General features: G+C 57.9%; 22 protein-coding genes. 4 read left to right on the top strand and 18 right to left on the bottom strand.

What is annotated here, in order from left to right; all coding sequences use genetic code 11:
* The first annotated feature begins 138 nt into the window (after window positions 1-138).
* On the top strand, window positions 139-780 hold the full coding sequence (locus tag ASC74_RS02020; RefSeq protein WP_046045159.1) for an HD domain-containing protein: 642 nt from the start codon (window positions 139-141) through the stop codon (window positions 778-780).
* A gap of 140 nt (window positions 781-920) precedes the next feature.
* Here ASC74_RS02020 and ASC74_RS02015 read toward each other — a convergent pair whose 3' ends face one another.
* The 8 genes from ASC74_RS02015 to ASC74_RS01980 all read right to left on the bottom strand — a co-directional run bounded on the left by ASC74_RS02015 (window position 921) and on the right by ASC74_RS01980 (window position 10,151).
* Window positions 921-1,811: an ABC transporter permease subunit gene (locus ASC74_RS02015; protein ID WP_046045158.1), complete on the bottom strand. Its 891-nt coding sequence runs from the start codon at window positions 1,809-1,811 to the stop codon at window positions 921-923.
* Entirely contained in the window at window positions 1,808-2,689 is an 882-nt protein-coding gene (locus ASC74_RS02010; RefSeq protein ID WP_177338826.1) for an ABC transporter permease subunit, read from the bottom strand. The genes ASC74_RS02015 and ASC74_RS02010 overlap by 4 nt, the downstream gene beginning before the upstream one ends.
* 35 nt (window positions 2,690-2,724) lie before the next feature.
* Window positions 2,725-3,867 carry an ABC transporter ATP-binding protein gene (locus ASC74_RS02005; RefSeq protein ID WP_046045156.1) on the bottom strand — a complete coding sequence of 381 codons (1,143 nt, stop codon included), beginning with the start codon at window positions 3,865-3,867 and terminating at the stop codon, window positions 2,725-2,727.
* 73 nt (window positions 3,868-3,940) lie between these two features.
* Window positions 3,941-5,038 (bottom strand): polyamine ABC transporter substrate-binding protein, encoded by a 1,098-nt coding sequence (locus ASC74_RS02000; RefSeq protein ID WP_056738834.1) that lies wholly within the window; start codon window positions 5,036-5,038, stop codon window positions 3,941-3,943.
* 237 nt (window positions 5,039-5,275) lie between these two features.
* Window positions 5,276-6,373, bottom strand: a complete 1,098-nt coding sequence (locus ASC74_RS01995; RefSeq protein ID WP_046045154.1) for a polyamine ABC transporter substrate-binding protein — start codon at window positions 6,371-6,373, stop codon at window positions 5,276-5,278.
* Between the two features lie 182 nt (window positions 6,374-6,555).
* The gene (locus tag ASC74_RS01990; protein WP_056738832.1) at window positions 6,556-7,920 is read right to left on the bottom strand and encodes an aspartate aminotransferase family protein; all 1,365 of its coding nucleotides are present in this window, start codon (window positions 7,918-7,920) and stop codon (window positions 6,556-6,558) included.
* A gap of 58 nt (window positions 7,921-7,978) precedes the next feature.
* Window positions 7,979-9,337, bottom strand: coding sequence for a glutamine synthetase family protein (locus ASC74_RS01985; protein ID WP_056738830.1), 1,359 nt, complete (start codon window positions 9,335-9,337; stop codon window positions 7,979-7,981).
* Window positions 9,338-9,374: 37 nt separating this feature from the next.
* On the bottom strand, window positions 9,375-10,151 hold the full coding sequence (locus ASC74_RS01980) for a gamma-glutamyl-gamma-aminobutyrate hydrolase family protein (protein WP_046045151.1): 777 nt from the start codon (window positions 10,149-10,151) through the stop codon (window positions 9,375-9,377).
* A 278-nt stretch (window positions 10,152-10,429) separates the two neighbouring features.
* Here ASC74_RS01980 and ASC74_RS01975 point away from each other — a divergent pair, with 278 nt between their 5' ends.
* Both ASC74_RS01975 and ASC74_RS01970 read left to right on the top strand, forming a co-directional pair.
* Window positions 10,430-11,806, top strand: coding sequence for a glutamine synthetase family protein (locus tag ASC74_RS01975; RefSeq protein ID WP_008150449.1), 1,377 nt, complete (start codon window positions 10,430-10,432; stop codon window positions 11,804-11,806).
* A 241-nt stretch (window positions 11,807-12,047) separates the two neighbouring features.
* Window positions 12,048-12,686, top strand: coding sequence for a TetR/AcrR family transcriptional regulator (locus ASC74_RS01970; RefSeq protein ID WP_056738828.1), 639 nt, complete (start codon window positions 12,048-12,050; stop codon window positions 12,684-12,686).
* A gap of 202 nt (window positions 12,687-12,888) precedes the next feature.
* Here ASC74_RS01970 and ASC74_RS01965 read toward each other — a convergent pair whose 3' ends face one another.
* The 10 genes from ASC74_RS01965 to ASC74_RS01920 form a co-directional block, all read right to left on the bottom strand.
* Window positions 12,889-13,104: a TOBE domain-containing protein gene (locus ASC74_RS01965; protein ID WP_003229256.1), complete on the bottom strand. Its 216-nt coding sequence runs from the start codon at window positions 13,102-13,104 to the stop codon at window positions 12,889-12,891.
* A gap of 33 nt (window positions 13,105-13,137) precedes the next feature.
* Window positions 13,138-13,944: an aliphatic sulfonates ABC transporter ATP-binding protein gene (gene ssuB / locus ASC74_RS01960; RefSeq protein ID WP_056738825.1), complete on the bottom strand. Its 807-nt coding sequence runs from the start codon at window positions 13,942-13,944 to the stop codon at window positions 13,138-13,140.
* A complete protein-coding gene (gene ssuC / locus ASC74_RS01955) occupies window positions 13,941-14,723 on the bottom strand; it encodes an aliphatic sulfonate ABC transporter permease SsuC (RefSeq protein ID WP_056738824.1) in 783 nt (260 codons plus the stop codon). The genes ssuB and ssuC overlap by 4 nt, the downstream gene beginning before the upstream one ends.
* A gap of 8 nt (window positions 14,724-14,731) precedes the next feature.
* The gene (ssuD, locus tag ASC74_RS01950) at window positions 14,732-15,880 is read right to left on the bottom strand and encodes an FMNH2-dependent alkanesulfonate monooxygenase (RefSeq protein WP_008026018.1); all 1,149 of its coding nucleotides are present in this window, start codon (window positions 15,878-15,880) and stop codon (window positions 14,732-14,734) included.
* A gap of 25 nt (window positions 15,881-15,905) precedes the next feature.
* Window positions 15,906-16,871, bottom strand: coding sequence for a sulfonate ABC transporter substrate-binding protein (locus ASC74_RS01945; protein ID WP_056738821.1), 966 nt, complete (start codon window positions 16,869-16,871; stop codon window positions 15,906-15,908).
* Between the two features lie 89 nt (window positions 16,872-16,960).
* The gene (gene ssuE, locus ASC74_RS01940) at window positions 16,961-17,554 is read right to left on the bottom strand and encodes an NADPH-dependent FMN reductase (RefSeq protein WP_008150435.1); all 594 of its coding nucleotides are present in this window, start codon (window positions 17,552-17,554) and stop codon (window positions 16,961-16,963) included.
* A 237-nt stretch (window positions 17,555-17,791) separates the two neighbouring features.
* Complete coding sequence (ltrA, locus tag ASC74_RS01935) at window positions 17,792-19,108, bottom strand: group II intron reverse transcriptase/maturase (protein ID WP_201784082.1); 1,317 nt, start codon at window positions 19,106-19,108, stop codon at window positions 17,792-17,794.
* A gap of 611 nt (window positions 19,109-19,719) precedes the next feature.
* Entirely contained in the window at window positions 19,720-20,358 is a 639-nt protein-coding gene (locus tag ASC74_RS01930; RefSeq protein ID WP_046053759.1) for a peroxiredoxin, read from the bottom strand.
* Window positions 20,359-20,651: 293 nt separating this feature from the next.
* Window positions 20,652-22,034, bottom strand: a complete 1,383-nt coding sequence (locus ASC74_RS01925; RefSeq protein WP_056738819.1) for an OprD family porin — start codon at window positions 22,032-22,034, stop codon at window positions 20,652-20,654.
* Window positions 22,035-22,387: 353 nt separating this feature from the next.
* Window positions 22,388-23,728, bottom strand: a complete 1,341-nt coding sequence (locus ASC74_RS01920; RefSeq protein WP_056738817.1) for an OprD family outer membrane porin — start codon at window positions 23,726-23,728, stop codon at window positions 22,388-22,390.
* Window positions 23,729-24,077: 349 nt separating this feature from the next.
* Here ASC74_RS01920 and tauA point away from each other — a divergent pair, with 349 nt between their 5' ends.
* A complete protein-coding gene (gene tauA / locus ASC74_RS01915; protein ID WP_056738816.1) occupies window positions 24,078-25,067 on the top strand; it encodes a taurine ABC transporter substrate-binding protein in 990 nt (329 codons plus the stop codon).
* The last annotated feature ends 90 nt before the right edge of the window (window positions 25,068-25,157 follow it).

Here is a 25,157-nt window from a genome sequence, read left to right as displayed (position 1 = left end):
GCGCCCAACAAGCGAGGTTGGCGCGATATGCATGCTCATTGGCCGGGATCGCAGCCATGGATCGATTGTCCGGTTTCGGAGGGGCGGACAGACTGAACCCATCAGCGCCGCCACGGCGTTCCCCACGAGGACAGCACCATGAGCAGCACCATCGCCGGCATCAAAATCCCCGACAGCGCGTTGGCCAAGGCCACCACAGAATACATTCGTGACGTCGAATCAGACCTGTTGTACCACCACTCGCGCCGGGTGTTTCTGTTCGGTGCCTTGAGCGGTGAACGCAAGCAACTGGCCTACAACCCCGAACTGCTGTACGTCGGCGCGATGTTCCATGACTTGGGTCTGGTGGAAGGTCATCGCACTGACGACGAGCGCTTCGAAGTCGATAGCGCCAACGCCGCCAAAGCATTCCTCAAGCCTTACGGTTTGTCCGACGATGATATCGAGCAAGTGTGGTTGTCGATTGCTCTGCACACCACACCGGGCGTGCCGCAACATTTGCGTCCTAACGTAGCGTTAGTCACTGCCGGCGTTGAAATGGATGTGCTGGGCATCGATTACGCAGCGTTCCCCAGCGCGCAACGCGAAGAAGTGGTGCATGCCCACCCGCGTGGCGAAGGGTTCAAGGAGTGCATCCTGTGTGCGTTCGCCAATGGCTTCAAACACAAGCCGGACACCACTTTCGGCACCGTAAACGCGGATGTGCTGGTCGACAGCGAGCCGGGTTTCAAGCCGATGAACTTCGTCGAGATCATCCGCAAATCCCCTTGGGTCGCATAAACCAATGTGGGAGCGGGCTTGCTCGCGAAAGCGGTGTGTCAGTCAACATGGATGTTGAATGTCAGTCCGTCTTCGCGAGCAAGCCCGCTCCCACAATGGATCTGGGTTGGCCACACTGTTGTGGTCAACCCGGCATTACTTCAAGCCGCTTCTGGCGCCTGGGCGCGACGCACGTCCGGTTGTTTCCAGGAGTCGGCAGCGCCTTCTTCGATCGCCTGCTGAATCGCACGTTTGCGACTTTCTTCGGCGCGACGGCTGAAGAACCAGACCAGGAAGGTCATCAGCGATACCGCCAGCAGAATCAGACTGGCCACAGCGTTGATCTCGGGTTTCACGCCCAGACGTACCGCCGAGAACACTTCCATCGGCAGGGTCGTCGAACCCGGACCGGACACGAAGCTCGCCAACACCAGGTCATCCAGGGACAGGGCAAACGACATCATGCCGCCGGCCCCCAACGATGGCGCGATCATCGGGATGGTGATCAGGAAGAACACCTTCCACGGCCGCGCACCGAGGTCCATGGCCGCTTCTTCGATGGACAAGTCCAGCTCACGCAAGCGCGCCGAGACCACCACCGCCACATACGCCGCACAGAACGTGGTGTGAGCGATCCAGATGGTGATGATGCCGCGTTCCTGCGGCCAACCGATCATCTGCGCCATCGCCACGAACAGCAGCAACAGCGACAAACCGGTGATCACTTCAGGCATCACCAGCGGCGCGGTAACCAGGCCGCCGAACAGCGTGCGACCTTTGAAGCGGGTGATACGGGTCAGGACGAACGCGGCCAATGTACCCAGCGCCACCGCCGCCACCGCCGTGTAGCAGGCGATTTCCAGCGAGCGCACCACCGAGCCCATCAGTTGAGTGTTGTCCATCAAGCCGACGTACCACTTGATCGACCAGCCGCCCCACACCGTCACCAGTTTGGAGGCGTTGAACGAGTAGATCACCAGGATCAGCATCGGCGCGTAGATGAACAGCAAACCCAGCACCAGCATCAAGCTTGAGAAACGGAAGCGCTTCATTCTTTACCCTCCATTTCTTTGGCCTGACTGCGGTTGAACAGGATGATCGGCACAATCAGGATCGCCAGCATCACCACCGCCAGGGCAGACGCCACCGGCCAGTCACGGTTGTTGAAGAACTCTTGCCAGAGCACTTTACCGATCATCAGGGTTTCCGGACCGCCAAGCAGTTCCGGGATCACGAACTCGCCCACCACCGGAATGAACACCAGCATGCAGCCCGCGACGATGCCGTTCTTGGACAGTGGAATGGTGATCTTCCAGAAGCTGTTGAAGGTGCTCGAACCCAGATCAGATGCGGCTTCCAGCAGGCTGTTGTCGTGCTTCACCAGGTTGGCATAGAGCGGCAGGATCATGAACGGCAGGTACGAATAAACAACGCCGATGTACACCGCGAGGTTGGTGTTGAGGATCTGCAGCGGTTCGTCGATCCAGCCCATGCTCATCAGGAAACCATTGAGTAGACCGTTGTTGCTGAGGATGCCCATCCACGCGTAAACGCGGATCAGGATCGCGGTCCAGGTCGGCATCATGATCAGCAGCACGAGTACCGTTTGCAGCTCTTTGCGGGCACTGGCAATGGCGTAGGCCATCGGGTAGCCGATCAGCAAACAGAGGACGGTGCTGATCAGCGCCATCTTCAACGAGCCGAGGTAAGCGGCAATGTACAACTCGTCGCCGGCCAGCATCGCGTAGTTGCTCAGGTTAAGCAGCAACTGCACTTTTTGGTCGAGGTAGCTGTAGATCTCGGTGTACGGCGGAATGGCAACGTCGGCTTCGGCGAAACTGATCTTCAGTACGATGAAGAACGGCAACATGAAGAACATGAACAGCCAGATGAACGGAACCCCGATGACCAACTGGCGGCCACCGGGAATTATTCGACTGAGTCGACGTTTGAATTTGCGCATGTTCATGAGCGAAGTACCACGCCGCTGTCGTCTTCCCAATACACGTACACCTGGTCACCCCAGGTTGGGCGCTGACCGCGGCGCTCGGCGTTGGCGACGAAAGACTGGACGATCTTGCCGCTCGGCAGTTCGACGTAGAACACCGAGTGGCCGCCGAGGTAGGCGATGTCGTGCACCTTGCCGCTGGACCAGTTGTATTCGCAGGTCGGCATGGTCGGCGTCACCAGCAGTTTTTCCGGACGGATCGCGTAGGTCACGGATTTGTCCTGCACCGACGTGCTGATGCCGTGGCCCACGTAAATCTGGCGGTCCAGGTCCTTGCAGGTGATGGTCGCGTGACCTTCAGCGTCGTCGATCACTTCGCCGTCGAAGATGTTGACGTTGCCGATGAACTCGCAGACCAGGCGGCTGGTCGGGGTTTCGTAGATGTCGATCGGGCTGCCGATCTGGGCGATCCAGCCCAGGTGCATGATCGCGATGCGCTCGGCCATGGTCATGGCCTCTTCCTGGTCGTGGGTCACCATGACGCAGGTTACGCCGACCCGCTCGATGATCTCGACAAGCTCAAGCTGCATTTGCGAACGCAGCTTCTTGTCCAGAGCACCCATCGGCTCGTCGAGCAGCAACAGCTTTGGTCGCTTGGCCAACGAACGCGCCAGGGCCACTCGCTGACGCTGACCACCGGACAACTGATGCGGTTTGCGTTTGGCGTACTGGCTCATCTGTACAAGCTTGAGCATGTCGGCCACGCGCGCATCGACTTCAGCGGCGGGGATCTTGTCCTGTTTGAGGCCGAAGGCGATGTTCTGCGCCACGGTCATGTGCGGGAACAAGGCGTAGGACTGGAACATCATGTTGATCGGCCGCTCGTACGGCGGCATGTCGGTGATGTCTACGCCGTCGAGGAAAATGCGCCCCTCCGTGGGCCGTTCGAAGCCTGCGAGCATGCGCAGCAACGTGGATTTGCCCGATCCCGAACCGCCGAGCAGGGCGAAAATCTCGCCTTTCTTGATTTCCAGGGACACATCGTCCACGGCAATCGTCTCGTCGAACTTCTTCGTGACCCGGTCGATTTTGACCAACACCTGTTTAGGTGATTGGTCGCCCTCGAGGGCTTTCTTATAGGCGCCGGAGGCAACTGCCATTTACGAAACTCCCAGAAAAAAAGAGTGCAGTTCGCTCAAGGTGAGCCAACCTTGGATAGTTTGAGCCTTGAAGCTATTTACCCGACTTGACCTTGGTCCAGCTGCGGGTCATCAAACGTTGAATGTTTGGTGGTAACTCGATAGACACGTAAGTCTTGTCGAGGACGGCTTGCGGTGGATAAACCGATTCGTCGGTGCGAATGGACTGTTCCATCAGCTTGTCCGACCCTGGGTTAGGGTTGGCGTAACCCACGTAATCACTGACCTGGGCGATCACCTCAGGCTTCAGCAAATAGTTGATGAAGGCATGGGCGTCCTTGACGTTGGCCGCATCCTTGGGGATCGCCAGCATGTCGAACCAGAGCGCGCCGCCCTCTTTCGGAATCGAGTAGGCGATGTTCATGCCTTTACCGGCTTCAGCCGCGCGGGCCTTGGCCTGGAACATGTCGCCGGAAAAACCGATCGCCACGCAGATATCGCCGTTGGCCAGGTCCGCGATGTATTTGGACGAGTGGAAATAGGTCACGTAAGGCCGCACCGCCAGCAACTTGGCTTCGGCCTTTTTATAGTCTTCGGGGTTGGTGCTGTTGGCGTTCAGGCCCATGTAGTTGAGGACCGTGGGCATCATTTCATCGGCGGAGTCGAGGAACGCTACGCCGCAGCTGTGCAGTTTCTTGATGTTTTCCGGCTCGAACACCACATCCCAGGAATCGATCTTGTCGAGGCCCAGCACAGCCTTGACCTTGTCGACGTTGTAACCGATGCCGTTGGTGCCCCACAGATACGGCACGGCGTACTGGTTACCCGGATCGTTTTGCTCCAGGCGCTTGAGCAGCACCGGGTCGAGGTTGGCATAGTTAGTCAGTTTCGACTTGTCGAGCTTCTGGAAAGCGCCCGCCTTGATCTGCTTGCCAAGGAAGTGGTTGGACGGCACGACCACGTCATAACCGGTACGCCCGGCCAGCAACTTGCCTTCCAGGGTTTCGTTAGAGTCGAAGACGTCATACACCGGTTTGATGCCGGTTTCTTTCTGGAAGTCTGCCAGGGTGGTCTGACCGATGTAGTCCGACCAATTATAAATATGCACAGTACCAGCGGCCTGGACACTAACGGCAAGCGTCAGTCCGGCGCCGACCAGCAGTGCATTGCGCAACAAAGAAAAAAATGGCACGTGGAGGTCCTCTAAAATTAGTTGGGCCCAAGTTGCCCCGCGTTACATGACAGCCATGGCTGCCTGGCAACAAAACCGGCGCGCAACTTACCCTCGAAAAACCGTTCCAGCAAACTTTATGAAGATCCCTGTAGCAGCTGCCGCAGGCTGCGTTCAACTGCGAAGCCGTTGTGCTGTCGAAAAGCGGAGGTCCTTCGGACCTCAACGCAGCCTGCGGCAGCTGCTACAGGGTTTTACTTATTTACCCGATTTGATCTTGGTCCAACTGCGAGTCAGGATCCGCTGGGTCGCGGCCGGCAAGTCGGCAATCGCGTACAACTTGGCCTGCACGTCCGCCGGCGGGTAGATGCCCGGGTCAGCGGTGATGTCTTTATCAACCAACGGGGTGGCGGCCGCGTTACCGTTCGGGAAGCGCACAGCGTTGGTGATTGCAGCCATGACTTCCGGCTTCTGCAGGTAAGTCATGAACTTGTAGGCGCCTTCGACGTTTTCGGCATCTTTAGGGATGGCGACCATGTCGTAGAAGCTGCCTGCACCTTCTTTCGGAATGTTGTAGCTGACTTTGACCTTGTCACCGGCTTCTGCCGCACGTGACTTGGCCTGGTAGACGTCACCCGAGTAACCGACGGCTACGCAGATGTTGCCGTTGGCCAGGTCGGAGATGTACTTGGACGAGTGGAAGTAGGCAATCGAAGGACGGACTTTCAGCAGCAGGGCTTCGGCCTTGTCGATGTCTTCTTTCTTCTGGCTGTCGGTCGGTAGGCCCAGGTAGTGCAACGCCGCCGGAATCATCTCGGTTGGCGAATCCAGCAGGCTGATACCGCACGACTTCAGTTTGGCGGCGTTTTCAGGCTTGAAGATCAGGTCCCAGGAATTGGTCGGTGCGTCGGCACCCAGTGCAGCCTTGACCTTCTCGGCGTTGAAGCCGATACCGATCGAACCCCACATGTACGGGAAGGCGTGTTCGTTGCCGGGGTCACTTACCGAAACCGCTTTGAGCAGGTCAGGGTTCAGGTTTTTCCAGTTAGGCAGCTTGGACTTGTCCAGCTTCTGGTAAACGCCGGCCTTGATCTGCTTGGCCAGGAAGTTGTTCGACGGTACGACGATGTCGTAGCCGGACTTGCCTGCCAGCAACTTCGCTTCCAGGGTTTCGTTGCTATCAAAAACGTCGTACACCACCTTGATCCCGGACTCTTTCTCAAAGTTCGCGATGGTGTCCGGTGCGATGTAATCGGACCAGTTGTACACGTGAAGAACTTTATCGTCCGCCTGAACGGCGCCCGCCATCACGCCCATCAGGGACATGGCGAGGAGGGTCTTGCCAGCTATCTTCATACCTAATGCCTTCATGGGTAATGCTCCAATTTTTCTTTTTAACCACGTGTTCAGCGGCCTTTCCTGGGCATCTGAAACAACCGGTAGTCTGGCAAGATCCAAGGCAGGCTTTCAAGGAAAGCCCCATCCTTTGTTTGCGCTGAGCGAAATGCGAACTTCGCACCCCGCCCAGAGCCTAGCACTTAGCCCTGCAATGCACTCAGGGTCAGGTCCAGACACTTGCGTGCCTTGGTCACCAACTCATCGATTTCAGCCGGTGTAATCACCAGTGGCGGAGCAATGATCATGGTGTCGCCGACGGCGCGCATGATCAGGCCGTTTTCGAAGCAGAACGTGCGGCAAATCATGCCGGCGCCCTTGCCTTCGTAACGCTTGCGAGTGGCCTTGTCCTGCACCAGCTCGATCGCCCCCAGCAGACCCACTCCACGCACTTCCCCCACCAACGGGTGATCGTTCAGTTCCCGTAGACGCTTTTGCAAATAGGGTGCCGTTTCTGCATGAACGTGCTCGATAATTTTTTCTTCGCGCAGGATGCGGATGTTCTCCAGTGCCACCGCAGCGGCCACCGGGTGGCCGGAATAGGTGAAGCCGTGGTTGAAATCGCCACCTTCGTTGAGCACCGCAACCACTTCGTCACGCACGATCAGGCCACCCATAGGGATGTAGCCGGACGTCAGGCCTTTGGCGATGGTCATCATGTCGGGTTTGAGGTCGTAGAAATCGCTACCGAACCACTCCCCGGTACGGCCGAAACCACAGATCACTTCGTCAGCCACGAACAGAATGTCGTACTTGGCGAGGATTTCCTTGATGCGCGGCCAGTAGGTGTCTGGCGGAATGATCACGCCACCGGCACCCTGGATCGGCTCGGCAATAAAGGCACCGACGTTGTCCACGCCGACTTCCAGAATCTTCTCTTCCAGCTGATTGGCCGCCCAGATACCGAATTCTTCCGGTGTCATCTCGCCGCCTTCAGCGAACCAGTACGGCTGCGCGATGTGGACGATGCCCGGAATCGGCAAGTCGCCTTGTTCGTGCATGTACGTCATGCCACCCAGGCTCGCGCCGGCCACGGTGGAACCGTGATAACCGTTCTTGCGGCTGATGATGACTTTCTTCTTCGGCTGGCCCTTGATCGCCCAGTAGTGGCGAACCATACGCAGCATGGTGTCGTTGCCTTCGGAGCCGGAACCGGTGAAGAACACGTGGTTCATGCCTTGTGGCGCGATGTCGGAGATGGCCTTGGCCAGTTCCAGCACCGGCGGGTGAGCCGTCTGGAAGAACAGGTTGTAGTAAGGCAGTTCGCGCATTTGTTTGCTGGCCGCATCGGCCAGTTCATCGCGACCGTAGCCGATGGCTACGCACCACAGGCCGGCCATGCCGTCGAGGATCTTGTTGCCTTCGCTGTCCCAAAGGTAAACGCCCTTGGCGTTGGTGATGATCCGCGGGCCTTTCTCTTTCAGCTGCTTGAAGTCGCTGAACGGGGCCAGGTGGTGATCGTTGCTCAGGGTTTGCCATTCACGGGTTTGCGGGTTGTTGCTGGTCATGCGAATTCTCCTAAGATTTTCAGTGAGAGCGCCGCCAACATCAGCGGCGCCCGGCGTATCAGACGGCGAAGAGCAGGAATTCCCGCTCCCACGAACTGATCACGCGCTTGAAGTTTTCATGCTCGGCCCGCTTGACCGCGACGTAGCCAGTGATGAATTTCTTGCCCAGGTATTTCTCGATAGTCGCGCTGTGTTCCATGCGTTCCAGCGCGTCTTCGATGGTCAGTGGCAGGCGCAGGTTGCGGCGTTCATAGCCACGGCCCACCACCGGCGCACTCGGGTTCAAGCCTTCGACCATGCCGATGTAACCGCAGAGCAGGCTCGCGGCAATCGCCAGGTACGGGTTGGCGTCGGCGCCCGGCAGGCGGTTTTCCACCCGACGGTTTTGCGGCCCGGCATCCGGAACCCGCAGGCCCACGGTGCGGTTCTCTTCGCCCCACTCCACGTTCACCGGTGCCGAGGTGTCCGGCAGGAAGCGGCGGAACGAGTTGACGTTCGGGGCGAACAGCGGCAACAGCTCGGGGATCAGTTTCTGCAAACCACCGATGTGATTCAGGAATAGCTGGCTCATGGTCCCGTCTTCGTTGGAGAAGACGTTCTTGCCGGTCTCGATGTCGATGATGCTCTGGTGCAAGTGCATCGCACTGCCCGGCTCGCCGGTCATGGGCTTGGCCATGAAGGTAGCTGCCACGTCGTGCTTGAGCGCGGCTTCGCGCATGGTCCGTTTGAACACCAGGATCTGGTCGGCCAGGGACAGGGCATCGCCGTGACGGAAGTTGATTTCCATCTGCGCCGTGCCGTCCTCGTGGATCAGCGTGTCGAGGTCCAGTTCCTGCAATTCGCACCAGTCGTAGACGTCTTCGAACAGCGGATCGAATTCGTTTGCCGCTTCAATCGAGAAGGACTGGCGACCGGTTTCCGGGCGACCGGAACGGCCAATCGGCGGTTGCAGCGGGAAGTCCGGGTCTTCGCAGCGCTTGGTCAGGTAGAACTCCATTTCTGGCGCCACGATCGGCTGCCAGCCCTTGTCGGAATAGAGTTTCAGCACCTTTTTGAGCACGTTGCGCGGCGACAGCTCGATCGGGTTGCCTTGCTTGTCGTAGGTGTCGTGGATCACCTGAGCGGTGGGCTCGATGGCCCAGGGCACCAGGAATACCGCGTTCTGGTCGGGGCGGCAGATCATGTCGATGTCGGCCGGGTCGAGCAGTTCGTAATAGATGTCGTCTTCGACATAGTCGCCGGTCACGGTCTGCAACAGAACGCTCTCGGGCAGGCGCATGCCTTTCTCGGCAATGAACTTGTTGGTCGGCGAGATCTTGCCCCGGGTGATCCCGGTCAAGTCGGCGATCATGCATTCGACTTCTGTGATCTTGTGGTCTTTCAACCAATCGGTGAGCTGGTCGAGGTTGTTACTCATAAATGCCTCTTAGGCTTGGTTTCCTGACTCTTATAAGTCAGGCGTTGTTTAACGCATCGGCGTCGCGTTGTAATGCGCGCTTACGGCAGGCATCGCCAAATGCCTGGAAGATCGCAAGGTAATCCGGGTTTGAGCTTACCTGCCATTCGGGATGCCATTGCACTCCCAAAGCAAAACCCTTGCCCTGCGGGACCGAGACTGCCTCGATCAACCCGTCAGGAGCCAAGGCCTCGACGCAAAGGCCCGGCGCCAGACGTTCAACGCCCTGACCATGAATCGAATTGACCTGTATCTCGCTCGCCAGGCCCAGGCCTGCGAGCACACCACCCGGTTGAATGTGCACCGGGTGACTTGGCGCATACTGTCCTTCAAGCGGTAGGCTATCGTCTTCACGGTGATCCATGAATGGACCGGCTTCGTGGACTTTTTGATGCAGGCTACCGCCGAACGCCACATTCATTTCCTGGAAGCCGCGGCAAATACCGAGTACGGGAATGCCGGCCTCGACGGCGGCGCGGATCAACGGGAGAGTGGTGGCATCGCGTGCAGAATCATGAGCAGTGCCCGGCGCGCTGGCTGGGCCGCTATAGTGAAACGGTTCTATATTGGAAGGAGAGCCTGTAAAGAGGATGCCATCCAGACCGTCCAGAATATCGGACGGTGCCAGCAAATCGGCCAGGGACGGAAGAATCACCGGCAGCCCCTTGGCCGCTGAGGCCACGGCGCGGACGTACTTGTCGCCACTGATGTGATACGCATGCAGACCGATCTGCTTAGAGCAGGCGGTGACGCCGATTAACGGCAGGCGAGACATGAAGCACCCCGGTATTATTGGTGTTATGGGTTTGAATCGAGCTTAGCCTTGTTCATTTTTTTACACAACACCCCCGTAAAAAATACAACACGGCCCGCTCAAGACCGCAGGCGCTAAATCGTTCAAAGGCATAAAAACGCCCCAAAGTGCCTCAAAAAAGCCCCAAGGGTGCTTTTTTAGGGCAAAAAAGGCCTCGCTTGACTTCGGCATGCCGTTCGGGTTGACTGGAATCCGAAGAGATCAATGATTGATATTTTTAACAACAAAGGTGTTGCATCATGTCGGTACCCCCGCGTGCCGTTCAGCTTAACGAAGCGAACGCGTTCCTTAAGGAACATCCTGAGGTTCTGTACGTTGACCTTCTGATTGCGGATATGAATGGTGTGGTGCGCGGCAAGCGCATTGAACGCACCAGCCTCCACAAGGTTTACGAGAAAGGCATCAACCTGCCGGCCTCTCTATTTGCTCTGGATATCAATGGCTCGACGGTGGAAAGCACCGGCCTGGGTCTGGACATCGGCGATGCTGACCGAATCTGCTATCCAATCCCTGACACCCTGTGCAACGAGCCTTGGCAGAAGCGCCCTACCGCGCAACTGTTAATGACCATGCACGAACTTGAAGGTGAACCTTTCTTCGCGGATCCCCGTGAAGTACTGCGTCAAGTTGTTGCCAAGTTCGACGAGATGGGTCTGACCATCTGCGCCGCGTTCGAACTGGAGTTCTACCTGATCGACCAGGAGAACGTGAACGGTCGCCCACAACCGCCTCGCTCGCCAATCTCCGGCAAACGCCCGCATTCGACACAGGTTTACCTGATCGACGACCTCGACGAATACGTCGACTGCCTCCAGGACATTCTGGAAGGTGCGAAAGAGCAAGGCATCCCTGCCGACGCGATCGTCAAGGAAAGTGCCCCGGCGCAGTTCGAAGTGAACCTGCACCACGTTGCCGACCCGATCAAGGCCTGCGACTACGCGGTCCTGCTCAAGCGTCTGATCAAAAACATCGCCTACGACCATGAAATGGACACCACGTTCATGGCCAAGCCTTACCCGGGCCAGGCGGGCAACGGTCTGCATGTCCACATCTCGATTCTTGATAAAGATGGCAAAAACATTTTTGCCAGTGAGGATCCCGAGCAGAACGCCGCACTGCGTCACGCGATCGGCGGTGTGCTCGAGACCCTACCGGCGCAGATGGCTTTCCTCTGCCCGAACGTTAACTCCTACCGTCGTTTCGGCGCACAGTTCTACGTGCCGAATGCCCCGTGCTGGGGTCTGGACAACCGTACTGTTGCGGTGCGTGTGCCGACCGGTTCCGCCGACGCGGTCCGTCTGGAACACCGCGTTGCCGGTGCCGATGCCAACCCGTACCTGCTGATGGCTTCGGTCCTGGCGGGCGTGCACCACGGCCTGACCAACAAGATCGAGCCGGGCGCACCCGTGGAAGGCAACTCCTACGAGCAGAACGAGCAAAGCCTGCCGAACAACCTGCGCGATGCGTTGCGTGAGCTGGACGACAGCGAAGTCATGGCCAAGTACATCGATCCGAAATACATCGATATCTTCGTCGCGTGTAAAGAGAGCGAGCTGGAGGAGTTCGAACACTCCATCTCCGACCTTGAGTACAACTGGTACCTGCATACCGTGTAAGCGGTTGCAGTAAAAACAACGCCGCCGGCCTCACAGCTTGCGGCGTTTTTTTATGGGCCAATTCAGTTGGACCGAATCGCCTGCTTCGCGAGCAAGCCCGCTCCCACATTAGATCTCCAGTGAACATAATGTTTGTGTACGGCAAAGATCAAATGTGGGAGCGGGCTTGCTCGCGAAGGCGGCCGGGAAGACAACGCACAACTCGCCTCGTACAATGCCCGCTGCCCCGCAGGAGACACCAATGACCCGACTCGCCACCCCACGCAAACCCCGCGCTCGCAGCCAGGCCCGGATCGATTCAATACTCGATGCCGCCCGCACGCTGCTGGCTGCCGAGGGCGTGGCCAGTCTGTCGATCTATAGCGTCGCCGAACGCGCGGAGATCCCGCCCTCCTCCGTCTACCACTTCTTTGCCAGCGTCCCGGCGCTGCTCGAAGCCCTGACGGCCGACGTCCATGCTGCGTTCCGTGCCTGTCTGCAAGCGCCCATCGACCACGAAGCCCTGAACGGCTGGCGCGATCTGTCGCGACTGGTGGAACAACGCATGCTCGCGATCTACAGCGAAGACGCCGCCGCCCGCCAGCTCATTCTTGCCCAGCACGGGCTGACTGAAGTTACCCAGGCCGACCGTCAGCACGACATCGAACTCGGCGACCTGATGCACAAACTCTTCGATCATCACTTCGAGCTGCCGAGACTGCCGACGGACGTTGATGTGTTTGCCCTGGCCATGGAACTCGGCGACCGCGTCTATGCGCGCTCGGTGCAGCAACATGGGCAGATCACGCCTCGCATGGCTGAAGAAGGGATGCGGGTGTTTGATGCGTATATCGGTTTGTACTTGCCGCCCTATCTGCCCAAGCGCGCTATTACAGCCTGATTTCTTTATTGACCGTGCAGGCCCCTTCGCGAGCAAGCCCGCTCCCACATTAGATCTCCAGTGAATGCAAAACCTGAGTCCGACGCCGATCAAATGTGGGAGCGGGCTTGCTCGCGAAGGCCGCACCGCCGATCTCACTGACTCACACGCATAAAAAACCCCGAAGGGCTCGACCCTCCGGGGTTGTGCGCAATACACGCGCTTACAACTTGGCGATCGACACCTCGGTGGATTTCACAAATGCGATCACTTCGCTGCCGACCACCAGTTCCAGCTCTTTCACCGAGCGAGTGGTGATCACCGAGGTGACGATGCCGGAAGCGGTCTGTACGTCGATTTCGGACAGCACGTCGCCGAGTACGATTTCCTTGATGGAGCCTTTGAACTGGTTACGAACGTTGATGGCTTTGATCGTCATGATGTTGATTCCTGTCGTTGGATAAGGCTTGAGTTATTGAGCCCAACGCAATTGCGTAGGCAATGGTGAAACAGGTTCCGGTGCCGGCGGTTCGCCGGGCAACGCCAGCACGCGATTGAGGACTTCGGTTTCCAGCGCCGCCAGCCGATGAGAGCCGCGAACCCGAGGGCGCGGCAGCTCAACGTGCAGGTCGAGGCCGACTTCGCCCTCTTCGATCAGGATCACCCGGTCGGCAATCGCCACCGCTTCACTGACATCGTGGGTAACCAGCAACACGGTGAAACCGTGCTTCTGCCAGAGCCGTTCGATCAGCTGCTGCATTTCAATTCGGGTCAGTGCGTCCAGCGCACCCAGCGGTTCGTCCAGCAACAGCAAACGCGGTTGATGGATCAGCGCGCGGGCCAGGGCCACACGTTGCTTCTGGCCACCGGACAAGGCGGCCGGCCATTCATTGGCGCGGTCGGCCAGACCGACCGACTCCAACGCTTCCAGCGCTTGCGGACGCCAGTTGCCCTTGAGCCCGAGACCGACGTTGTCGATGACCTTTTTCCATGGCAGCAAACGCGCTTCCTGGAACATCAATCGGGTGTCTTCCCGCGCCGCACTGAGCGGCGCAGAGCCCGCGAGCAATTCACCTCCCGTGGGTTTGTCGAGACCGGCGAGCAAGCGCAGTAAGGTACTTTTGCCGCAACCGCTCCGACCGACCACGGCGACAAACTGACCGGCCGGGATATGCAGATCGATCTCGCGCAGCACTTGCCGCGCGCCGAAGGTTTTTTGCAGCTTGCGCACTGCCAGCGGAATCCCGCGCAGCAGGCGCGGAGGTTGTTGAGCCGTCATGCCGCACCTCCTTTAACAACCTGATAGGCCGGGTGCCAGCGCAACCACACGCGTTCAAGTCCACGGGCCGCGAGGTCGGCGAGTTTGCCGAGCACCGCGTACAAGAGAATCGCCAGTACCACCACGTCGGTCTGCAAGAACTCCCGGGCATTCATTGCCAGGTAGCCAATGCCGGAGCTGGCGGAAATGGTTTCCGCGACGATCAACGTCAGCCACATGAAGCCCAGCGCAAACCGCACGCCGACCAGAATCGAAGGCAGCGCCCCCGGCAGAATCACCTGACGGAACAGGCTGAAACCGGACAAGCCATAACTGCGGGACATTTCCACCAACGCCGGATCGACGTTGCGGATGCCGTGATAGGTGTTGAGGTAGATCGGGAATAACGTGCCCAACGCCACCAGGAAAATCTTCGCCGACTCATCGATGCCGAACCACAGGATCACCAGTGGAATCAGCGCCAGGTGCGGCACGTTGCGGATCATCTGCACCGAACTGTCGAGCAAGCGTTCGCCCCATTTCGACAAGCCGGTGATGAAGCCCAGGGTCAGACCAATGCTGCCGCCGATGGCGAAACCCAGCGCTGCACGCCAGCCGCTGATCGCCAGGTGCGTCCAGATTTCGCCGCTGCGCACCAGGCTGACGCCGGCTTCGATGACCGCCATCGGCGCCGGCAGAATCCGTGTCGACAACCAGCCCGCCGACACCGACAACTGCCACACCGCCAGCAGCAATACCGGTAACGCCCAGGGCGCGAGGCTGTGGATAATTTTCTTCATGGCGCGCCTCAGCTCTGCGACGCGGCTTTGGGGAGGATGTCGTTGGCGACCATCTCACCAAACGGGCTGACGTAACCGGCGCTTTTCGGCAATTCCGGACGTTCGATGTCCAGGTGCGGGAACAGCAATTCGGCGACGCGGTAAGACTCTTCCAGGTGTGGGTAACCGGAGAAGATGAACGTGTCGATGCCCAGGTCCGCGTATTCCTTCACGCGAGCGGCCACGGTCGGACCGTCGCCCACTAATGCTGTACCCGCACCGCCACGCACCAGACCGACGCCGGCCCACAGGTTGGGGCTGACTTCCAGGTTGTCACGGCTGCCGCCATGCAGCGCGGCCATGCGTTGCTGACCCACCGAGTCGAAGCGCGCCAGAGAAGCCTGGGCGCGAGCGATGGTGTCGTCGTCCAGATGAGAGATCAGCCGATCCGCCGCTTGCCAGGCTTCGGCATTGGTTTCACGAACGATCACATGCAATCGAATCCCGAAGCGCACGGTGCGCCCAAGCTTCGCGGCTTTGGCGCGTACTTGTTCGATCTTCTCGGCAACGGCGGCCGGCGGTTCGCCCCAGGTCAGGACCATTTCGACCTGCTCTGCCGCGAGGTCTTGCGCCGCTTCCGAAGAACCACCGAAGTACAGTGGCGGACGCGGTTGCTGGATCGGCGGGTAGAGCAATTTGGCTCCCTTCACGCTGATGTGCTGACCGTCGTAATCGACGGTTTCGCCTTCCAGCACGCGGCGCCAGATGCGGGTGAATTCCACCGAGGCCTGGTAGCGCTCTTCGTGAGTCAGGAACAAACCGTCGCCGGCCAATTCTTCCGGATCACCGCCGGTTACCAGGTTGAACAGCGCACGGCCGCCGGACAGGCGATCCAGCGTCGCGGCCTGACGCGCGGCCACCGTCGGGGAAATGATCCCGGGGCGCAGGGCGACAAGGAATTTCAAACGCTGGGTCACCGGGATCAGCGACGCGGCCACCAGCCACGAGTCTTCGCAAGATCGCCCCGTAGGAATCAGCACCCCGCCGAAGCCCAGACGATCCGCCGCTTGCGCGACTTGTTGCAGATAACCGTGGTCGACGGCGCGAGCGCCTTCGGCGGTGCCAAGGTAATGGCCGTCACCGTGGGTAGGCAGGAACCAGAAGATATTGAGGCTCATGGAGTGGACTCCTTAGGAAATCGAATTACTGCGCTTGGGCAACGGCCGCCGGTGGCGTCCAGATCACGTCTTTGATGCTCAGCGGCTTTGGAATCAGCTTGAGCTGATAGAAGGTGTCAGCAATTTTCTGTTGCGCGGCGACCACTTCAGGTGTGAGGAACAGCGCACCGTAGCCTTGGCGTTTCATCGAGGTCAGGGTGATGTCCGCTGGCAGGCCAATCAGTGGCGAAACTTGTTTGGTCACGTCTTCGGGATTGGCCTTGGACCATTCGCCGACGGCGCGCACTTCTTCCACCAGGGTCTTGATCACCTCAGGATTTTTCTGCGCGTATGGCTTGGTCGCGAGGTAGAACTGATGGTTGTCGACGATGCCTTGGCCATCACGCAGGGTGCGTGCCTGCAGCTGTTGTTCGGCGGCGGCCTGGTACGGGTCCCAAATCACCCAGGCATCGACGCTGCCACGTTCGAACGCGGCGCGGGCATCGGCCGGCGGCAGGAATACGGTCTGGATGTCGGTGTATTTGAGGCCGGCATCTTCCAATGCGCGGACCAGCAGGTAGTGAACGTTGGAGCCTTTGTTCAGGACGACTTTCTTGCCCTTGAGGTCCTGCACCGATTTGATCGCCGAGTCCTTCGGCACCAGGATCGCTTCGCTGTGCGGCGCTGGTGGTTCGTAGGCGACATAGAGCAGATCGGCGCCGGCTGCTTGAGCGAATACCGGTGGAGTTTCACCCGTAACGCCGAAGTCGATGGAGCCGACGTTCAGGCCTTCGAGCAGTTGCGGGCCGCCGGGAAATTCAGTCCATTGCACGTCCACGCCTTGAGCGGCGAGGCGTTTTTCGAGTGTGCCTTTGGCTTTGAGCAGCACCAAAGTGCCGTATTTTTGATAGCCGATTCGCAACGTCTCGGCTTGTGCTTGAGAAATAACGCCGAAGGACACAGCCGCAGCAAACAGAGCGACCAGACCACGACGCAAAATGACAGTGCGCATAGCGCTCTCCTATTTGCTGTTGGGTTTTGGCTGCACCTGCTTGGCCGTTGGCGGCTGAGTAAGGTGAGTACTTCAAATTGGGGTAAGGCTTAAATGCTCCAGCGAGCACTCAACAAACGTTCATTCAACAGGTTCGGATCGATCGGCTTGGGCCGTCGGGCCATGGCGCTGAAAAACAGCTCCAGTGATTCATTCAGTCTTTCTTCCAGCTCCGGTGCCAACTGCGCCTGGACGCTGCCTTCGCCGTAAGCGATCTGGCTGTCTACGGCGAAAATCCCGTGGAGCATTTCCTGGGCTTTCAACGCCGACAACACTGGCTTGAGCGCGTAATCCACCGCCAACATGTGAGCGATGCTGCCGCCAGTGGCCATTGGCAACACCACCTTGTGGGCCAGGGCACGCTCGGGCAGCAGGTCCAACACAGTTTTCAATGCGCCGGAGAACGACGCTTTGTAGACCGGCGTGGCGATCAGCAGGCCATCGGCGTTTTCAATCTGTTGCAGCAGGTCGATCACCTTCGGGCTGTCGAAGCGTGCATGCAGCAAGTCTTCGGCCGGGAAGTCCCGCACCTGGTAACTCACCACTTCCACACCTTGCTCCTGCAACCAGCGTTGGGAGCGCTCCAGCAGCACCCCGGAACGGGAGCGTTGGCTGGGACTTCCACCGAGTGAGACAACCAGCATTCAGACGATTCCTTGAACGGTGTTGGCGATTCGCGGTTTGCGATCTCGCTTTGATGGAATTGACCTTAACAGGTGATTGTTATATCCATAAATCATATTTATTCATTTAGTTATTCTTTATAGTTCTATGTGAAATGACTTTTTCCGGGATCGGCATAGGGGACGGACTTCATAGTCCGTACCCCTGCCACACCACCCGGCATGCGGGTCCGCACCGGGCGGTTCGAGAGATTGAGGTCAGGAGAGACGTGGTAGTCCCAAGCGGTCGAACCATGCAATATCAAGCACTCGGTTCATTTCCATACGGCTGTTACGCCACCAACTGCGCGAGTTTCCCGCAACTCTGCGTGCGCTTTCCTCGCGCGCACCCAGTGCTCGCAGCTCTCTGTAGATCGTCGTTCCACGCTTCCAGTGTTTGAGTTGGATAGCTCGGAGTCGATGTCGTATCCATTCGTCCAGCTCTCGCCAGACTCGCGGGGCTTGCGACAATCCAAAGTAAGCTTTCCAACCCAGCAGATAAGGACGCAGGCCGTTCACGACTTGCTGCATGCTACGACCGCCTGAGCGTCGGGTACATTCGCGTATCCGCTGCTTGAATCGCTGCTGCGCTTTGAATGAGACGGCTCGCTTGGCTTCACCTTGGTAGGGCCAAAAGGCATACCCCAGGAACTTGCGACCGAATGCGCTCGTCACTGCACTCTTGCTCGTGTTGACGCTCAGGTGCAGCTTTTCATACAAACGCGTCAGCAAAGCCATCACCCGTTGCCCCGCCTTTTGACTATGAACATACACATTCGCATCGTCGGCATAGCGCACGAAACAATGGCCTCGGCGTTCAAGCTCGCGATCTACTTCGTCCAGCAGCACATTCGCCAGCAACGGCGACAGCGGGCCGCCTTGCGGCGCCCCGCAACGGCTTTTCTCGATCACGCCATTGATCAGCGTTCCCGCATCCAGATAGGCGCGGATCAGTCGGATTACCGCCCGATCCGCGATCCGTTTACGGAGACGATCCATCAGAATGTCGTGATCGACCCGATCGAAGAATTTCTCCAGATCCACATCCACCACCACTTTTCGACCCAAGGACACGTAGCGCTGAGCCGCCAAAACGGCGTCCTGCGCGCAGCGCCCCGGACGAAAACCGTAGCTGTGTTCACTGAAAGTCGGATCGAGGAGTGGCTGCAAGACTTGCAGCAGCGCTTGTTGGATCAAGCGGTCGGTGACCGTTGGGATACCCAACTCGCGCTCACCGCCGTCAGGTTTGGGAATGACCACACGTCGTACCGGACTGGGCCGGTAGACACCTGAAAGAAGCTGTTCACGAATCGCCGTCCACTGGGTCAGCAAGTGTTCGGCGGTCTGTTCAATGTCCAGACCATCGACGCCCGCTGCCCCCTTGTTGGCCTTGACCCGTTTCCACGCCCGCTTCAGGTTTTCTCTCGCAAAGGCCCATTCCAGCAGCCCTTGCCCTGCGTTATCGGGTTCATCTTGCGGGCGATTGACCTCGTCGCTGATGGGACTTCTCACGGTTTCACCGCTCGCTATCTCCATCCGCCCCGCGTTTGGCAGGCATCTGACTTCCGGTTTCTCGCATCAACATGGCCTATAACGCTTTCTCTCGTTCGGCCCTTCGTCAAAAAAAAAAGAAGACTACTACGGCCTCTGCTGACTTCTCGCTCCGGCTGGCGCCGTCGCCCTTTCAGGCGCGAGGCGAGATCTCCCCAGGTAAGAACGCAATCCTTCCCCGCACAACCGCCGGATCTACGCTGCCGTCCTTTGACCACAAGAGTTTCGCGGTTATTGGCCCGCTCACCCTGGTCGACATCGCCTTATATCCGGTTCTTGTTCATCGGCTCGCGGTTTCGCTCCACGCTTCCTCCCCACACTCGGTCGCCCTCATGCAGTTGCGTTTCACTTCATTCACTGTGGTCAGCTCACGGCGGGACTTTCACCCACAAGATTGCGCCCATGCTGGGCGCACCAAAAAAACAGGCCGTAAAAACGACCTGAAATCCCCTGCTTTGTGGATACGGTTCAATCTGGATTCTGCGGTGCCTGGCCGGCCGTCTTCGCGAGCAAGCCCGCTCCCACATTGGAATGCGGTCAACTGTGGGAGCGGGCTTGCTCGCGAAGGCGGCTTCAGCCGCACCGCAATTGATGGTTTATCTGTTGGGCTGTGGCGTCAGGCGCAGGTACGGCTTCACCGCGCGATAGCCCTTGGGAAAGCGTTTGTTGATTTCGTCTTCGTCCTTGAGCGACGGCACGATCACCACTTCATCACCGTCCTGCCAGTTGGCCGGGGTGGCCACCTTGTAGTTGTCGGTGAGTTGCAGCGAATCGATCACCCGCAGGATTTCATGGAAGTTACGGCCGGTGCTCGCTGGGTAGGTGATGGTCAGTCGTACCTTTTTGTTCGGGTCGATCACGAACAGCGAACGCACGGTCAGGGTGTCGTTGGCATTCGGATGGATCAGGTCGTAGAGGTCCGAGACCTTGCGGTCGGCGTCGGCAAGAATCGGGAAGTTGACGAGGGTGTTCTGGGTTTCGTTGATGTCTTCGATCCACTTGTGGTGCGAGTCCACCGGGTCCACGGACAGAGCAATGGCTTTCACACCACGCTGGGCAAACTCGTCCTTGAGCTTGGCAGTGAAGCCCAACTCGGTGGTGCACACCGGGGTGAAGTCTGCCGGATGGGAAAACAGCACGCCCCAGCTATCGCCCAGCCATTCGTGGAAACGGAGGGTGCCGGCGCTGGAATCCTGTTCAAAGTCGGGGGCGATATCGCCCAGTCTGAGGCTCATGGTGCTGCTCCTGGTGAGTGCTTGTTGAGGTCAACTGTGCCTGCATTTCTTATTCATTAAAAAGAATAAATATCGATTTGTTTAGATCTTAAATGAATATTAAAAATGTGTTCACTGGACCTCGGCGACGATCGGGACGACCATCGCCCACAAGGTTCGAGAAGGCCTTGAGTTGCTGCACAAAGAGGGAAATTTCGAGGAGGGTTTACGGGGGTGAGCCTGACTCGAAAACGCAAAAGCCCCGCCCGGCGAGATGCCGGGCGGGGCTTTTTATTTCAGTTACGCGAGTGCTATTACAACAGCGGGATCGAGTAGCTGACGATCAGACGGTTTTCGTCCTGGTCGCGTTGGCCCGGGATGTCGTTACGCCACATGGCGTTTTTCCATGTGAAGCCCAGGTTTTTCAGTGCGCCTTCCTGGACTACGTACGCCAGGGTCAGGTCGCGTTCCCATTCGGAGCGGCCGGTTGCGTTGACGCTAGTCTGAGCAGCACCCACTTTACCGGTGGTGTCGATGTTATCGCCACGCAGGTAAACGATGCCGGCAGTTGCGCCTGGCAGGCCAAGCTTGGCGAAGTCATACGAGTAGCGAGCTTGCCAGGTACGTTCGCCGGCGCGAGCGAACTTGGCAATCTGCGAGTCGGTAGTGAGGTAAGCCGACGAGCCATCACCCTGGTTCAACCAAGGGAAATCGCTGTTACCGTTGCTGACCTGGTAACCGCCACCGAAGGTGTGACCGGCAACCGAGTACAGGAACAGGCCGCTATACAGGTTGTTGTCGACTTTGCCTTTGGTGATGCCCGTACCGTAATCACCCGTGGTGAAATAGGCGGACTCATGGCCGTTGGCGCCATCGTCACGGCTGTTGAAGTAACGGAAGTCAGACTTCAGTACGCCCGGACCGATCGACCAGTTGTGAACCAGACCCAGGAAGTGCTGCTTGTAGAAATCTTCCAGGTTGCCGTAGTAGTACTGGGCAGTCAGGTCTTTGGTGATCTTGTAGTCGCCACCACCGTAGATGAACTTGTTGCTGTCACGACCGGAAGCGGTGGGAGAGTTCGCACCAGCAATCGACAACTCTTCGTTGTTGCTGGAGTTACGACCCTTGGCGTGCTCGATCTGACCACCGACCAGTGTCAGGTCTTTGATTTCGTTCGAGGTGATCTGGCCACCTTGAAAGGTTTGCGGCAGCAGACGGCCATCGTTGGTCACGATAACTGGCAGTTTTGGCTGCAGAGTGCCCAACTTCAGTTCGGTCTGGGAGATCTTGGCTTTGGCAGTCAGGCCCAGGCTGGAGAAGTTATCAACTGCTTCGCCGTTGGACTTGCTTGGGAAAACAGTGCCGCCGTAAGAAGTCGAAGTGGCGCCGTTAGTGCCGCCGCCCGAATCCAGACGCACACCCAGCAGGCCGATAGCATCGATACCGAAGCCAACGGTGCCTTGGGTGTAGCCGGAGATGAAGCGCAGGTCGAAGCCTTGGCCCCATTCTTCGTTCTTGCTTTGAACGCCGTTGGCCTTGACCTTGGCGGTACCAGCGTCAGAGTCACGGTTATCGTTATTGATGTAGAAGTTACGCAGCCCCAAAGTAGCTTTGCTGTCTTCGATGAAACCGGCGGCGCCTGCTTGCTGCGCCAAAACCCCTACGGCCACAGCCAGGGCCAAGGTGGACTTGTTCATTTGTTTCGCTCCTATCGTTTCTAATTCTTGAGGTCCTGGGTCGAATGCCCTGGATCCTGAAATGCTCGGTTAGTGCCAGACCGTGTGACTACGGCGATGGCCTGACCCTGTGATTTTGGCCCGCATGATAAACACAAAAAGAATTATTTCATCATTTTTCATGCCATTCAGGCATATAGCTACGCGCTATTACTCTGAGTCGGGACACAAGGTATCGGCTCATAAGCCACTCACTTTAGGCGATTGGCTTAAAAGCTAAAAAGAATAAAAAATTACTACATAAGCTCTATTTGGAATATTGAAAAAACACAAAAAAAAACCTCGCCGGCGGGCGAGGCTTTTTCTGATGGCTATTACAAGAAGCTGTAGGTGTAGTTGAAGATCAGACGGGTCTGGTCTTGATCAAAGGTGCTGGTGTTGCCACGGTAGGTACCGTGACGCAGTGTTGTACCAAACCCTTTAAGTGCACCCGTTTGAATCACGTAGTCAATACGCGCGTCGGTCTCGTGCTCACTCAGGTCTTTACCAGTACCGTTGGTAGCCTTGATGTCTTGACCATTCAAGTACGCAATCGAAGCTTTCAAACCCGGCACGCCCAGTGAGGCGAAGTCATAGGAGTACTGACCGAACGTGGTGTTTTCACCGGCACGGATAAAGCTGCCAACCGTGGCGTCGGTAAACGAGTAGAAACTGGCGCCGCCGGCACCTTCTGGACGACCGCCATCGACAAGGCTGCCTTGGTTCAAGAAAACGAAGCCGCCGTCATCGTTGACACGCTGGTGCCCGAGCAGGAACGCGTTGCCACCCAGGGTGTAGGTGAACATGGCGCTCCAGGTCTTGTTATCAACCTCGCCCGGGTTCTTGGCAAAGCCGTTGTTGTTGTTGAAGCGGTAGCCCACATCGCCGTTCTTACCGTCAGAACTGCTATCGAAATAGCGAATGTCGGTCTTGAAGGATTGGTTAGGGGCGATCGGGTAAACGTGCACCAGGCCGAGGAAGTTCTGCTTGTAGTAGTCTTCCAGGTTCGCATAGTAGTACTGCAGCATGAGGTCTTTGGTGACCTTCCAGTCAGCACCAGCGTATTGGAATTTGTTGCTGTCCTGAGTACCGCCAGCCACTGCCAGGCCAGTTCTGTTGGAGGAGGCGCGACCCGACGCGTGCTCCAGTTGACCCAAGTTGAAGGTCACATTGTCAATTTCCTTCGAGGTGATGGTGCCACCGTCAAAGGTCTGTGGCAGCAAACGGCTGTCGTTCGCGATCAGGATCGGCAAGTTAGGTGCCAGAGCGCCACCTAAGTGGGCCTCGGTTTTCGAGAAGCGGGCCTTGACGTTACCATCTAAACGGCTCCACTCATTCGCCGCCGAACCATCGGAATCGCTAGGGAAGAATGAGTTGTCGTTACCGCTAGGGTGATGCCCCTTGCCGCCATCCAGGTGGATACCGACCAGTGCCTGGGCGTCGATACCGAAACCAACAGTACCTTGGGTAAAACCGGACAGGTAATCGAACTTGAGCCCCTCAGCGGTTTCTCGCTGTCTGTTTTTAGCAACGCTCGGACCTTCACGCATATCAGCGTCGTAATACATGGTGCGAGAGCTGACGGAAGCCTTGCTGTCTTCCAGGAAACCGGCGGCGCCTGCCTGCTGCGCCAAAACCCCAACAGCCACGGCCAACGCCAAGGTCGACTTGTTCATTGTTTCGCTCCTATCGTTTCTAATTCTTGTGTTCCTGGCCTCGGCTCGATGCCCGAGATCCTAAGATGCGCGATTAGCGCCAGACCGTGACTCACAAGTCAATCGTAACTTTGTGTGTCTACGACCATAGTCTAATCCCCAGTAAATTCATTCCTTGCCGGGCCATAAGCCCAAAAAGAATCACCCAATTATTTTTCATACCGTTTAGGAATTTAGCTCTGCACTTTCCCATTGAACCGGGACGCGGCACCGGCTCATAAGCTAATTCCTAAAGGGTATTTGTTAGCCTTTTTTTAGATCGATTAGCTTTGATGCAACTCACGATCAATCCCTATCGAAAGGCAGCGCCATGACGACCAAACGCGCACTATCCGGTTCAATTGTTACAGTTTGTGTATCGCTAATAATATCTTTTAGCGCTCACGCGGCGAACCTCACGATCGGTTATCAAACCGGCATCGACCCCAGCAAAGTCCCCCAGGCAGACGGACTGTACGAGAAAACCATAGGCCAGAAAATTGACTGGCGTCGTTTCAATAGCGGCCCGGAAGTGGTTACGGCCATTGCTTCCGGCGATGTGCAGATTGGCAACCTCGGCTCCAGTCCGCTGGCAGCCGCTGCTTCGCGCAATCTGCCAATCGTTGCGTTCATTGTTTCCGCCCAGATCAACGCCGCTGAAGCACTCGTGGTGCGCAACGGCAGCGGCATTGATAAACCGGAAGATCTGATCGGCAAGACCATCGCCACACCCTTCGTTTCAACCTCCCACTACAGTTTGCTGGGTGCGCTGAAGCACTGGGGCCTTGATGCCTCGAAAGTCAAAGTAGTGAATTTGCAACCGGCGGAAATCGCGGCAGCCTGGAAGCGTGGTGACATCGATGGTGCGTTTGTCTGGTCACCCGCGCTGGGGGAAATTCGCAAGACCGGCAAGACCTTGACTGACGCGGCACAGGTTGGCCAATGGGGTGCTCCGACCTTCGAGGTCTGGGTCGCGCGCAAGGATTACGCCGAGAAGCACCCAGAGGTTGTGGCCAAATTCGCCAAGGTCACGCTGGACTCGTTCGCCGACTATGCCGCACATAAAGACAGCTGGACCGCTGACTCGGTACCGGTGCAAAAAATCGCCAAACTGACCGGTGCCAATGCCGTCGATGTGCCGGAGTTGCTGGCCGGTTCCACGTTCCCGGATGCTAAAGCCCAACAGACCACCGCGCTGCTGGACGGCGGCACGGCCAAGGCGATTGGCGAGACGGCGAAGTTCTTGAAGGAGCAAGGGAAGGTTGAAACGGTGCTGCCGGATTATTCGCCGTATGTCAGCGCGAAGTTTGTGCAGGATTAATGATCGTTCCCACGCTCTGCGTGGGAATGCAGCCCGGGACGCTCTGCGTCCCCACAACAGCCGAACGCGGAGCGTCCGTTGAGGCATTCC

The sequence above is a fragment of the Pseudomonas sp. Root329 genome (genome assembly GCF_001424925.1).
In the GTDB taxonomy this organism is placed as follows: domain Bacteria; phylum Pseudomonadota; class Gammaproteobacteria; order Pseudomonadales; family Pseudomonadaceae; genus Aquipseudomonas; species Aquipseudomonas arabinosi.
This window is presented reverse-complemented; position numbering and strand designations above follow the sequence as displayed.

Bases quoted from the DNA above. Each gene is read 5' to 3' on its own strand.
- ASC74_RS02020 (WP_046045159.1), top strand. From the start codon at position 139: ATGAGCAGCACCATCGCCGGCATCAAAATCCCCGACAGCGCGTTGGCC.
- ASC74_RS02015 (WP_046045158.1), bottom strand. From the start codon at position 1,811: ATGAAGCGCTTCCGTTTCTCAAGCTTGATGCTGGTGCTGGGTTTGCTG.
- ASC74_RS02005 (WP_046045156.1), bottom strand. From the start codon at position 3,867: ATGGCAGTTGCCTCCGGCGCCTATAAGAAAGCCCTCGAGGGCGACCAA.
- ASC74_RS01995 (WP_046045154.1), bottom strand. From the start codon at position 6,373: ATGAAGATAGCTGGCAAGACCCTCCTCGCCATGTCCCTGATGGGCGTG.
- ASC74_RS01990 (WP_056738832.1), bottom strand. From the start codon at position 7,920: ATGACCAGCAACAACCCGCAAACCCGTGAATGGCAAACCCTGAGCAAC.
- ASC74_RS01985 (WP_056738830.1), bottom strand. From the start codon at position 9,337: ATGAGTAACAACCTCGACCAGCTCACCGATTGGTTGAAAGACCACAAG.
- ASC74_RS01980 (WP_046045151.1), bottom strand. From the start codon at position 10,151: ATGTCTCGCCTGCCGTTAATCGGCGTCACCGCCTGCTCTAAGCAGATC.
- ASC74_RS01975 (WP_008150449.1), top strand. From the start codon at position 10,430: ATGTCGGTACCCCCGCGTGCCGTTCAGCTTAACGAAGCGAACGCGTTC.
- ASC74_RS01970 (WP_056738828.1), top strand. From the start codon at position 12,048: ATGACCCGACTCGCCACCCCACGCAAACCCCGCGCTCGCAGCCAGGCC.
- ASC74_RS01965 (WP_003229256.1), bottom strand. From the start codon at position 13,104: ATGACGATCAAAGCCATCAACGTTCGTAACCAGTTCAAAGGCTCCATC.
- ssuB (WP_056738825.1), bottom strand. From the start codon at position 13,944: ATGACGGCTCAACAACCTCCGCGCCTGCTGCGCGGGATTCCGCTGGCA.
- ssuC (WP_056738824.1), bottom strand. From the start codon at position 14,723: ATGAAGAAAATTATCCACAGCCTCGCGCCCTGGGCGTTACCGGTATTG.
- ssuD (WP_008026018.1), bottom strand. From the start codon at position 15,880: ATGAGCCTCAATATCTTCTGGTTCCTGCCTACCCACGGTGACGGCCAT.
- ASC74_RS01945 (WP_056738821.1), bottom strand. From the start codon at position 16,871: ATGCGCACTGTCATTTTGCGTCGTGGTCTGGTCGCTCTGTTTGCTGCG.
- ssuE (WP_008150435.1), bottom strand. From the start codon at position 17,554: ATGCTGGTTGTCTCACTCGGTGGAAGTCCCAGCCAACGCTCCCGTTCC.
- ltrA (WP_201784082.1), bottom strand. From the start codon at position 19,108: ATGGAGATAGCGAGCGGTGAAACCGTGAGAAGTCCCATCAGCGACGAG.
- ASC74_RS01930 (WP_046053759.1), bottom strand. From the start codon at position 20,358: ATGAGCCTCAGACTGGGCGATATCGCCCCCGACTTTGAACAGGATTCC.
- ASC74_RS01925 (WP_056738819.1), bottom strand. From the start codon at position 22,034: ATGAACAAGTCCACCTTGGCCCTGGCTGTGGCCGTAGGGGTTTTGGCG.
- ASC74_RS01920 (WP_056738817.1), bottom strand. From the start codon at position 23,728: ATGAACAAGTCGACCTTGGCGTTGGCCGTGGCTGTTGGGGTTTTGGCG.
- tauA (WP_056738816.1), top strand. From the start codon at position 24,078: ATGACGACCAAACGCGCACTATCCGGTTCAATTGTTACAGTTTGTGTA.